Genomic DNA, 12194 nt, shown 5'->3' on the forward strand with positions numbered 1-12194 from the left:
TAGTTAATTTCAAAAAACCGGAACCCATTTCAGGATTCCGGCAGTATTCCTTCTTCTGTTTTCGCTTTGCTTCCCGCCACTGAAAGCCCAGTTACGCCGAGGAGCATGATTGCGCCTCCGACCATTTGCCAAAGGCCTAACACACTGCCAAACCAGATGGCGGAAATGATTATTGCCGTCAATGGTTCGAAGCTGGAAAGGATGCTTGTTTCCACCGGCGATATATATTTCATGCTGCCAAGGAACAGAAGGAATGCAACCGTTCCGACGATGATGATGAGCAATAGCATGAGGGACAGGTTTACGTCGGCGAGCGCACCAATCTCTTTACCGAACCTCAATATATTCAAAAGAAGGAGCGTGAGTCCCCCTATAAGCATTCCCCACCCTACGGAGAGGAGGACGCCCCATTCATTCATGAGCCGAACTGGATACAGTGTGTAAAATGCGAATGTGAATCCAACGGCGAGTCCGAAGAAGAGCGCTTCCTTCGTCAATGCGAATTCGGAGAGCGTCCCATTCGTCAGAAGGAGGAAGAGGCCAGCCATTGTGACTGCCATTCCGATTACTTGGGATGCCGGCGGGCGCTCCTTTTGCCTAATTGAAACGAAAAGGATGATATAGATCGGCGCCAGGAATTGAAACAGCGTCGCAATGACCGCGTTGCTCGTGTTGATGGAGCCTGCGAATGTAAACTGGACGCCGAGCATTCCGATAATGCCGAAAATGACCATTTGCCGCAGCCATACTTTATGGCGAAGCGGGCGCGTGATATGTACGCCTTTCATTTTCAAAACGAGAAGGAGTCCTAGCCCTGCAAGGACCAGCCGGATGATTAGCATGAAGGAGACCGACATTTTGCCTGTATCCAGAATCCACTCCATCATCGGCCCCGTCGCACCCCAAAGCATAGCCCCGATGATGATCATGAAAATCCCTTTTGCTCTTTCCATATCATTCCACCACCTTTTACAGTTGTTTAGTAACTTCATAGATGTGTTCAATCCGCCATAAAAGATGTACTGTAAATTCACTGAACTTCCTATATAATAAAATACATACGACATCCGAAAGGGGACAAAAAGATGAAATCGGCAAACCAAGCAAATAGAACCGAGCTGCCACTAGTCATGGACAGTCTTGTAGAGTTCTTAATGGTGACCCGTACGGATGGTGAAGGCTTGATTACTTATACGAATCATAACTTCCTAGCTTCAAGCAATTGGACACCAAAACGAATTCTCGGAAAATCCTTTTGGCAAATGTTTTCCGAGGATGAACATAGCCAAGCGCAGGCCCATGCGATATGGAACCGGGTGACGAACGGGAAATCCTGGTTCGGGAGGGTCGAAAAATTGACGCGGCACGGCGAGCCCTATTACGTCCAAATGATGGCAATTCCCATACTTGACGGGGACGGAAAACTCACGTACTGCACGTTTCTAGAACTTGATATCACTGAAGAAGTAGAGCTGAAGGAGAAACTCCAGCAAATCGCCTTTATCGATTTTGAAACAGGATTGATGAGCCGGCATAAATTGGAGACGATGGTCAATGAATATATTGATGAGGACCGGCACTTTTCGTTCGTCTACATAGCAATCGATCACTATTATACACTGAAAGATCTTCAGTCGTATGATTCGGAATCGGTTTTAATCCAACAATTCACGAACCGGCTGAAACGGTTTTTCCAAGGAGATCCGATTGCAAGGGTCGGCGTAAGCCAATTTGTCGTTTTAACGTCCTTCGGGGATTGGTTCGTCCAAGGATTCTTGGAGTTTTTGAAAGAGCAGCCGATCTATGTTGAAAACCACTCATTGCCGTTATCGGTAAGTGGCGGCATCGTGCGCTTCCCCGATGACCAGTCCTCATATTCACATCTGTACAAAGCAGCATTGGCAGCGACAAAAACGATTACCGAGCAAGGCGGCGGACGGATTTCCTCCTTATCCGCGGAGTCCCATAAAGTGTTGAACCGCCGTTCCCTAATCGACAAGAAGATGCTGACGGCGCTTGACCATAACAATTTTCAGGTAGTCTATCAGCCGCAATTGGATATTGCGACGGGCAACGTTCTCGTGTATGAAGCGCTTGTCCGATGGGAGGACGAAGAAATCGGGCATATCCAACCGGATGAACTGATTCCGATTGCGGAAGAGAACGGCTTGATCCACGCGATTGGGGCATATGTCCTCGAGGAGGCGGCCACACTTGCGGTGAAACTGATGGCCGATAAGCCGGATGTCCGAATTTCAGTCAATTCATCCGTGCGGGAATTCGGCGACTCTTCACAAATGAAGGAAAAGCTTACAGGCATTCTGGAGAAGACGAAGTGTCCGGCGGATAAGCTTGAGCTCGAAATCACGGAGAAATTTGCTTTCCAAGCTGAACAGGAACATGCGATTATCCAGCAAATGAAAGCGTTTGAAGAGACGGGCATCCGTTTCATCCTGGATGATTTCGGAACGGGATATGCCTCTTTCCGGTATATGCAACAGTTGCCGATTTCCAAAGTTAAAATCGATAAAGTGTTCATCAATTCCCTGCTGACGATGCCTAAAACACGGCAGCTCGTCGAAGGCATGATCCTATTCAGCAAATCGATGGGTCTCTATGTCGTTGCAGAAGGCGTTGAAACGGAAGAGCAGTTCGAAGCATTGAAGGAAATGGGCGTCGATGCTGTTCAGGGTTATTATATCGGAGGTCCTGTAAAAGGGGCTGATATTTCATAAGGAACGGAGCCGCTAAAGCGCGCTCCGTTTTTTTATGGAATGAAAAGTGCGCCAAAAACGCATAAATCGGTTGAAACGCGCATAAATCGTTGCAGATACGCATAAACCGCTTCAATTACGCATAAAGTCCGCCAATTACGCATAAATCACCACAAACGCGCATAAAACCCGCTAGAACGCATAAAAGCAGAGGACGCCATACGCACGCCCTCTGCTTCCCTATCATTTCATCTGTAACTTGCTAATTTCCTTAAAGGAATCGAGCGAATAACTTTTGACTTCGTCCATGGATAATGTAAACAAGCTTTCACCGCTATACACCAACCGTTGGACCTGTGTTTCCCACTCTTCGTATTGCTGGCCGGATGCTTTCTTTTGCACCAAATCGCCCTTCAACAAGATGCCGCGGTCAGGTGTGATTTCATATACTAACGCTCCAGCACCTGTAAAGTCGACCTCGAACTCCTTCGCCCCTTCTTCATAGATGCTGACCGGGAAGCCGAACAGATTTCTGTTTTTATGCTGGAACAGCGCTTTATGGTCGTATTGAAGTGGTGAGTATGTGCCCCTGCCTCCAATGATTTCTGTATATTTCTCTTTCGGATTATGAAATTCAGTTACGTCGAACAAAGAGATCTTCATCCCTTTCGTCAAGATCAACGGCTCGCCTCCCGACGGATTTTTCTGCGCGACTGTGTCATATCCGAAACCAATCAGGTGATTTTCATCCAATGGGTGCAAATAATTTGAGAACCCCGGTATTTTCAACTCGCCCAACACTTTCGGCTTGGCTGGATCCGCAACATCGATGACGAAAAGAGGGTCAGTTTCCCTGAACGTCACCATATACGCCTTATCCCCCATGAACCGCGCGGAATAGATGCGCTCCCCTTTTGCAAGGCCTTTCACCGAGCCGGTCATCTCCATCTTTTCATTCAAAATATACAGGTGGTTTTTTGACGGGTTTTTATCGTCCCACATATTCCCCTCCGTCATGACAACACGGAAATTTCCTTTGTATTCATCCATCGAGAATTGGTTCAGTATCGTTCCGCTCAACTCCGCAGATTGATAAAACTCAACATCCGTCCCGTCCAGCTTGAATTTGAAGATCCCGGTATCCGCTGTGCCCGGATTCCAGATCATGATTTCAGCCCCACGGGAATTTGTGCTCGTTTCATATTTCAATGCCGTTAAGTAAAGATGGTCTTTCGTCATGTACATCTGGTCGCTGCTTCCGAGAAACCCTTTCGTCTTCAGCTCGGCCGTTTTTGGTGTCGTCAAGTCGATTGCGGCAATGACGGAATAGGAAGGATCCACCGCTCCAGGCAAAATGGAGATATCCTTGAATTCCATGAATTTCTTTTCTTTTTCATTCGAATCAAAGATGCGCGGACGCAGTGCATCGCCTTCGATTTTATTCATCGCCCAAAGGTTCGGGAACACATTTGTCACGAGATAAAGCATGCCGTCCGTCTTCCGGGCACTTTTCAAATAGCCTTCCACTCCGATTTCACGAATGAACGCTGGCTTCTCCGGCTTCTCAATATTGTATAGACGGACAGTCGTCAAGCTGTTCATCGGCATCATTTTATCCATCGCATTTGATTTAACCGTTTTATCCGGATAGCGTTGCATTTTATCCCCGAGCACAATGAGCAAGTCGTCATGTAAAAATAGCTGTGACGGGTAATAGTCGTCATCCGGTTTAATTTCAGCAGCGATTTTCATCTTTTGAGGGTTTCGGATATCGATGATTTTCACGGACGTGCCCGCAAAAATGGAATAGACATATTCGCCGTCCGTTTTCACCATATCCGATTCATCAACGCCTTCAACTTGAATATTCGTCGATGAATGATCACCTCCGCCTACCGCATTCGCTGACTCCGCACTATCCATGGAGGCTTTACTCGAAGACTCTTCAACTGCATCAAACCTTACCGCGACGGACTGCATATCTTTTGCTCTTTTGAAATATGCTTTCAAATCTTCCTCAGAGCTGATCGAATCGATAGAACCATAGGCGGAAACATCCGCCTTCTTCGTGAACATCGCAATGCCCGCAACGACCATAAATAAAATCATCGACATGATCAACCATATTGTCGGTTTCCTCAATTTCATCACCTTTCCTTGTCTGCTTCTTTACTTAGTAGACTTGTTGGAAAGATTTACGTTTCACATTTCGGAAAAAACATTTTTGCGGATCATTTTGAATATGGTAGTCTTATAGAGTGGGTAAAATAACATAGGGGGTATAGGGGAATGAAAACACTTACAAGATGGTCGAATAGGATTATGGAAAGATACTTGCCTGATCCATACATATTCGTTGCCATTCTGACACTGCTTGTCTTTTTGCTCGGTGTCGGACTGACGGATTCGGGTCCGCTCGAAATGACTGGCCACTGGGGGAATGGTTTCTGGGGGCTTCTCGCATTTACAATGCAGATGGTTATCGTATTAGTTGCGGGACATGTATTGGCAAGCAGTCCTTTTTTCAAGAAGATATTGAGTTCATTGGCAGGATTGGCGAAGTCGCCAGGTACAGCGATTCTGCTTGTGACCGTTGTATCGCTCATCGCTTGTTGGATCAACTGGGGATTCGGTCTCGTCATCGGGGCATTGTTCGCTAAGGAAATCGCCAAAAAAGTGACGACTGTCGACTACCGTCTGTTAATTGCAAGCGCTTACTCAGGTTTCATCATCTGGCATGGAGGGCTTGGCGGATCGATTCCATTGTCCATCGCAACCGAGGGTCATCCATATGCCAATATGATGGGTGTCGTTCCAACATCCGAAACGATTTTTTCAACGTATAATCTATTTATTATCGCAGTTCTATTCATAACTTTACCGTTGTTGAACCGTTTCATGATGCCAAAACCGGAAGATACGGTCAGCGTCGATCCGAAATTGTTGGAAGAGGAAATTGAAGTGGTGGAAGCAGAGGAAAAAACGCCTGCTTCACGGCTTGAAAACAGCGTGATCCTTTCCATGCTGATCGGCGCATTGGGTGTCGTGTATCTTGTACAGCACTTTGTCGCGAAAGGGTTCGACTTGAACCTGAATATCGTCAACCTGATTTTCTTCATTCTCGGCATCATTTTCCACGGCACGCCAAAGCGTTTTCTTGCAGCAGTTGCGAATGCAGTCAAGACATCAGGCGGAATCATCATCCAGTTCCCGTTCTACGCAGGGATCATGGGCATGATGGTGGACTCAGAACTAGCGAAAGTCATGTCGCAATGGTTTGTCAGCATCTCAACCGAAGCGACCTTCCCGCTCTTCACATTTTATGCGGCGGGACTCGTTAACTTCTTCGTACCGTCAGGCGGAGGGCAATGGGCTGTACAAGCGCCGGTCATGCTTGATGCGGCTCAAACGCTTGGCGTCAGCTACTCGAAGACTGCGATGGCCATCGCATGGGGCGACGCATGGACGAATATGATCCAGCCGTTCTGGGCATTGCCTGCACTTGCGATTGCAGGCTTGCGCGCAAAGGACATTATGGGCTATTGCGTATTCGTCTTGTTGTTGAGTGGTATTGTCGTGAGTATTGGGCTTTATTTCTTTTAAGTAAACATGCAGCATCCGGAGGGCCTATACGGCGGCTTCGGATGTTTTTCATTTTGAATAAATACCGTTGTTTCACTCCAACTTACCATGGAGTTCTCGTTCTCACATGAAAAGTTCTCGTTTATGCGACAAGAGTTCTCGTCCTACCTCGGAAAGTTCTCATGAACGCGACAGGAGTTCTCGTTCTCCCATGAAAAGTTCTCGTTAACACGACAAAAGTTCTCGTTCTCATACGAAAAGTTCTCGAATGCCGGGAGATTAGCCTCTCCCCGCATTTTTCTACAGGTTTCATTCCAGATAAAAACCGATTTCTCCCCCGCCACGTTTATCAGTCTCCACACAGGGAATATCTCAAATAGATGATTTTTCTAAGGAGGAATACATGAATGCCTGAAGACAAATACGAAAAAAAAGATGAGCAAGTGACACCTCAAACACAAAATCAGCAGCCTGGAATCGAAGCGGAGATGGACCCGCTTCCTATCTATGACGATGAGAATTATAAAGGCTCGGGCAAGTTGAAAGGTAAAAACGCTCTAATCACCGGAGGAGACAGCGGAATTGGGCGGGCCGTCGCAGTCGCATTTGCGAAGGAAGGAGCGAATGTCGCGATCGCCTATTTGGACGAGACCGAGGACGTTGATGCGAATAAAACCGTCGAGCTCATTGAACAATATGGCGGTAAAGCGAAGAAAATTCGTGTCGATATTAGTGAAGAAGAAAATTGCGAGCAGCTAGTCAACGATGTCATCAAGGAATTCGGCAGCTTGAATATTCTCGTCAACAATGCTGGAAAACAGTTTCCGCAGGACGATATCTCCCAAATTTCTGGCGACCAGCTTCGTGAAACGTTCGACACCAATTTCTTCGGACTGTTTTATTTATCAAAAGCGGCGCTGGCCCATATGAAGGAAGGCGATTGCATCATCAACACCTCTTCCGTAACGGCTTATAACGGTTCGCCGGGATTAATCGATTATTCTGCAACGAAAGGCGCCATCACATCATTCACACGCTCCCTCGCCTTGAATTTGGCTACAAAAGGAATCCGCGTCAATGCCGTGGCGCCTGGCCCGATCTGGACGCCATTGATTCCTGCAACATTCGATGCGCAGAAAGTCGAGCAGCACGGAGCGGACACACCTTTGAAACGCCGCGGACAGCCGGCTGAAAATGCACCGGCCTATGTTTTCCTCGCTTCCAACGATTCCAGCTATATGACGGGGCAGACAATCCATGTCGATGGCGGCGATTATGTAGGTTCATGACTTCGGATTCGATTTCTTGAGCGCGGGACGAGGTTTGTTGAGCGCGGGATGATGTTCCTTGAGCGCCGGATGCGATTCTTGAGCGCGAAATGAGATTCTTGAGCGCCGGATGAGATTCTTGAGCGCGAAACGAGATTCTTGAGCGCGGAATGAGATTCTTGAGCGCGGAATGCGAGTCTTGAGCGCGGAATGCGAGTCTTGAGCGCGGAATGAGATTCTTGAGCGCCGGATGAGATTCTTGAGCGCGGAATGAGATTCTTGAGCGCGGAATGAGATTCTTGAGCGCGAAACGAGATTCTTGGGCGCGGAACTTGATTCTTGAGCGCAGAATCACGTTCCTTGAGCGGTCCACGATTCATTGGCGCGCTCAAAGTCCTAACCCATATAAAAAAGCGATTTGCGGGTCTTCCGCAAATCGCTTTTTCTTATGCCTCTACAGTTTCTCTCAAATACCGTTTTTTGAAAATCAATGCAAAATAGCCGAACGTAATCGCGAGACAAGCGACCATGAAAGCGATCAGCACACCGTTGCTAGCCCATAGATGAGCAAGATCGCCCGTAGAGATTGCCGCCTTGAACGCTTGGACGGAATACGTCATCGGCAACAACGTGTTGAACACTTGAAGAGGTTCAGGAATTAATTCCAACGGGAACGTCCCTGCACTCGTCGTCAATTGCAAAATCAAGATGATGATTGCCATGAACCGGCCTGGATCGCCAAACAGCGACACGAGCATCTGCACAATTGCGATGAATGTGTAGCTCGTTATGATCGCTGTCAAAATGAACATCGGCAAGCTGACCGTTTCCATTCCAAGCGCCCCTTTGATGATTCCGACCGCCACTAATGCCTGCACGAGCCCGACAATCGCCAAGACGGAAACTTTGCTCGCCATCCAGCCGAATGCGCCTGTCGGTTTGATCGCCGGTTCGACGAGCGGGAAGACGATCGATAACAGCAATGCCCCAACAAATAATCCTAATGAAAGGAAGTAAGGTGCAAATCCAGTACCGTAGTTCGGTACTTCATTGATGCTCTCTTTTTCAACATCAACCGGAGATGCCGCCATTTCATACGTCTTCTCATTCGGATTCACTTCACTTGCAGTCGCATTCGCCTCAGCGAGCTTCTCCTGCAGCGTCAGCGTTCCTTCATCCAACTCCTTTATGCCATCCGACAACTTCGAAGAGCCGTCCGCAAGCTCCTTCGATTTCGAAGCAAGCGTACCGGTTCCTTCTTTCAACGTACCCGTTCCGGCATTCAGTTCATTCAAGCCAGACGCCAAATCGGTTGAACCTTTTTGCGCTTTCGCGACACCTTCCGATAACTGGTCAAGACCGGATGCCAATGCACCGTTCCCTTGTGCAAGAGCGGAAGCCCCCTCCGACAATGCAGAAGATAATCCGTTCAATTTATCCAATCCTGCGAACGCCTGCTTATGGCCTTCACGCAATTGACCGGCCGCGCCGTTCAACTGGGCAGCTCCATCGCTGAGCGTAGCGGTTCCTGATGAAAGCTCGGACATGCCGCCTGCCAGTTCAGCACTTCCTTGTTGCAGCTGACCTAGTGCCGCCTTCAAACCTGCCTGTTGGTCCTCCGGCAATGATGCTAATACTGGAGCTAGTTTTTCCGACAAATCATCGATACCAGCATTCACGTTTTTCGAGGCGTCCGCAAGTTTGTGCGCAGATCCATTCAATGCAGCTGTTTTATCATTGATTGTCCCGACAACTTGTCCGAACTCTGCTTCCTTTAGCGCAATTTGCGCATAGCTATCCCTTAATTGCTGAACACCAGCAATATAGTCGGCAATACCGCCTTGCAAGTCGGTTGCACCTTCAGTTGCCTGAGCCGCTCCCTTTTGAAGTTCCACAACCCCCGCAGAGAGCGCGCCGATCCCTTTATTCAAATCAGCCGCACCTTTCGCGGCATCCGCAGTCCCCTTCGCCAGACGGTCCGAACCATCCTTCAACGTAATGGTGCTCGACGCCAACGTTTCCAAATACCCTTTTAGATCATCCGCACCTTTCGCAAGTTCGCTTGCGCCATCATGAAGCTTACCGGCACCATCCGCAGCTTCGCCAAACCCGTTGCCCATTTCACTGATGGAATCAAACAACTGCTCCGCATACGTCGATGCGACCTTGTCATTCACTTCCGCCCGGATCCGCTCCATCGCCGTCTCCCCGATCTGGGCAGACAAGAAGTTGAAGCCTTCATTCGGCTTGTACACAATCGTCAATTTTTCCGGATTTTCATCAAGCAATGTCGTTGCGTGCTGCGAGAAGTTCTCCGGTATTTCAATCGCGATATAGTAGTCCTGGTTTTTCAGGCCTTTCTCCGCGTCCGCCTTGGAAACCTCTTGGATATTAAAATTATTTCCTTCCATCAGCTTGTCGACCAATTCATCGCCTAGTGCAAGCTGTTTCCCTTCCAACTCTGCGCCTTCGTCCAAATTAACGATCGCCACAGGCAATTCACTCATATTGGCATATGGATCCCAAAACGCCCATAAGAACATGCCAGCATATAAAACCGGAATGAAAAGGATGGCAATCATCGGTACAAGCATTTTCCTTGTACGGAGAAGCTGCTTCCATTCCGCGAATATCATTGATTTTTTCATTCGTAATTCCTCCGTTTGTACTAATTGACCAAAACCCTCATTCGGTCAATCGTGAATAAAAAAAGAGTCTCAAGCTAAGAGACTTGTAAAAATGGTGCTCCGCAATAAGCCTGCGATCCGTTCTTCGGACAGCTCTTCATTCTCATGGGTTTTGCCCCAATCGACGACAAGCGCCATATATGATTTGAACAGAAGGTATGCAACAAGCTCACTGTCGCAAGGCTTCAATTCACCTTTATCGATTGCAAGTTCAATTTTCGCCCGTATATAAGAGACGATTTCATTTTCAATTTCGGCGAGTACTTCAATGACTGCCGGCGTGCGCAGTTCTTTTCCTTCATCGACCAATTTGGCGTACAATTGGTGCGTCTCCCGGAATTTCAGCATTTGCATGAGCCGGGCGTGGGCGTTCTGCTCGAAAGTAGCACCTTCGACTGTTGCCGCATCTGATGCCACCCGCATCTCTTCAACCATTTGCAGGACAATTGCGTTAAACAGTTCTTCTTTGTTCGCGAAAAATGTATAAATCGTCCCTTTACCGACATTCGCTATTTTGGCGACTTGGTCCATCGTCGTCGCTTTATAGCCGAACAGCGAAAACGACTTGGCGGCTGCCTCCAGGATTTCTTGCCTGCGATCCATTTCTCCACCTCGCTTTTTTGACCATAAATCAATTTTGGTCATCCGGTCATTATACTACTCCTATGTACAACGAATTGCAACAAAAAAAAAGAAGTTATCATAGTTTCACGATAACTTCTGTGCCGTCTTTCGCCTTGACGTTCACTAATCCCAGTCCCCGATGTTTTTTCAATTCAGCAACAATGCCCCTTAATTCCCTCTTATCTATATGGGGAATTTCAAACACTTTTTCCTTGTCTTCAGATTGCTCCCTTATCCATTTGTTAATGAGTTTTTGAAGGCGTTCAGAAGACATGATCAGTATGCCGATTGTTAGGAACGCATACGGGATCGGGATGAATAACCGGACCTTATCCGTTTTCACCTTAACTCTCATCATTTATTCGATGAACACGGAAACTGTATCGCCGTCTGCCGACTTGACGTCAACGATTTGTCCGTCCAATTCATTTTCAATTGCTTCAATGAGTACATCAATATCGATGTCTTTCACGTATTTCTCAGACTGTGGAATGTTCCCCGCAATGTTATGGCCTGCCTTCAGCAGAACTTTGATTAGCTTGATTGGCAGATTGACAGAAACATTGTCGTTATCGGCCGATACGACCCGGATTTTCAATGTCTTATCCGAATATGCAGTCCGCTTGGATGACGGCCCACTCCCCGAATCCCTGTTTTTCAACACTTCAATAAGCTCAGATGCCTTCTCTGCATCGACTTTCCCCTCTTGCACCATCGTCAACACTTTCTCAATTTCCGTTTTCACAATGAATTCCCCCTATTCATCTTTTAACAGTTTTATTGCTTCTTCCGGAGTGATTTCTCCGCTCTCCAACATGGCGACTACTTTTTTCTCGTCCACCTCACTCTTCTTCTTTACCTCATATCCGAGTGAACTGACAACTTCATTCAGTTTGCCTCGGACAGTCGGATACGAAATTCCGAGTTCCTTTTCAACTTCTTTAATATTCCCCCTGCACGCCAAAAACACTTCAACGAAATGGAGCTGTTCCCCCGACAATGCCGCCAACTTGGACAGCTCAAACTCATTTTCGATGGTCGTATGGCATCGGTTGCAATGCAGCTTCGTGATTTTCAGCGTTTCATCGCAGACAGGGCAATGACTAATAACGGGATATGCCATAATTATCTGAATTCCCCTTTCGTAAATCCATCATATCCCATTCATTTTGAAATAGCAAGCATTATATTAAAAATTTTAATTCACATATTAACAATATTAATTACCAAATTAACTATCTTAATTTATGTAAGTAATTTTTCAAAAGTGAAAAGGTGAAAGGATTTTGAACCTTTCACCTTTTGTATTGGTAAGACTT

10 protein-coding genes are annotated in these 12194 nt (G+C 47.1%); 3 read left to right on the top strand and 7 right to left on the bottom strand.

All coding sequences use genetic code 11. The annotated features are described in order from the left end of the window. Positions 1–29 precede the first annotated feature (29 nt). Positions 30–953, bottom strand: a complete 924-nt coding sequence (locus M3191_RS02405; protein ID WP_251697846.1) for a DMT family transporter — start codon at positions 951–953, stop codon at positions 30–32. A 132-nt stretch (positions 954–1085) separates the two neighbouring features. On the opposite strand from M3191_RS02405, the gene M3191_RS02410 reads away from it, so the two are divergent. After that, positions 1086–2735, top strand: a complete 1650-nt coding sequence (locus tag M3191_RS02410) for a sensor domain-containing protein (protein WP_251697847.1) — start codon at positions 1086–1088, stop codon at positions 2733–2735. 222 nt (positions 2736–2957) lie between these two features. Here the strand turns inward: M3191_RS02410 and M3191_RS02415 are convergent, their stop codons facing one another. Beyond that, positions 2958–4862, bottom strand: a complete 1905-nt coding sequence (locus tag M3191_RS02415; RefSeq protein ID WP_251697848.1) for a beta-propeller domain-containing protein — start codon at positions 4860–4862, stop codon at positions 2958–2960. A gap of 141 nt (positions 4863–5003) precedes the next feature. Here M3191_RS02415 and M3191_RS02420 point away from each other — a divergent pair, with 141 nt between their 5' ends. Continuing rightward, positions 5004–6317 (top strand): short-chain fatty acid transporter, encoded by a 1314-nt coding sequence (locus tag M3191_RS02420; protein ID WP_251697849.1) that lies wholly within the window; start codon positions 5004–5006, stop codon positions 6315–6317. Between the two features lie 386 nt (positions 6318–6703). Continuing rightward, entirely contained in the window at positions 6704–7585 is an 882-nt protein-coding gene (locus M3191_RS02425; RefSeq protein ID WP_251697850.1) for an SDR family oxidoreductase, read from the top strand. 425 nt (positions 7586–8010) lie between these two features. On the opposite strand, the gene M3191_RS02430 is transcribed toward M3191_RS02425, so the two are convergent. From M3191_RS02430 to M3191_RS02450, 5 genes are all read right to left on the bottom strand, one after another. Continuing rightward, a complete protein-coding gene (locus M3191_RS02430) occupies positions 8011–10212 on the bottom strand; it encodes a YhgE/Pip domain-containing protein (protein ID WP_251697851.1) in 2202 nt (733 codons plus the stop codon). Positions 10213–10281: 69 nt separating this feature from the next. Continuing rightward, positions 10282–10854, bottom strand: a complete 573-nt coding sequence (locus M3191_RS02435) for a TetR/AcrR family transcriptional regulator (protein ID WP_251697852.1) — start codon at positions 10852–10854, stop codon at positions 10282–10284. A gap of 97 nt (positions 10855–10951) precedes the next feature. Next, on the bottom strand, positions 10952–11218 hold the full coding sequence (locus M3191_RS02440; protein WP_353056496.1) for a hypothetical protein: 267 nt from the start codon (positions 11216–11218) through the stop codon (positions 10952–10954). A 15-nt stretch (positions 11219–11233) separates the two neighbouring features. After that, on the bottom strand, positions 11234–11620 hold the full coding sequence (locus M3191_RS02445) for an SHOCT-like domain-containing protein (protein ID WP_251697854.1): 387 nt from the start codon (positions 11618–11620) through the stop codon (positions 11234–11236). A 12-nt stretch (positions 11621–11632) separates the two neighbouring features. Further along, positions 11633–11998, bottom strand: coding sequence for a DUF2089 domain-containing protein (locus M3191_RS02450; RefSeq protein ID WP_251697855.1), 366 nt, complete (start codon positions 11996–11998; stop codon positions 11633–11635). Positions 11999–12194: the final 196 nt, after the last annotated feature.

It is taken from the genome of Sporosarcina luteola (genome assembly GCF_023715535.1).
GTDB classification, from domain to species: domain Bacteria; phylum Bacillota; class Bacilli; order Bacillales_A; family Planococcaceae; genus Sporosarcina; species Sporosarcina luteola_B.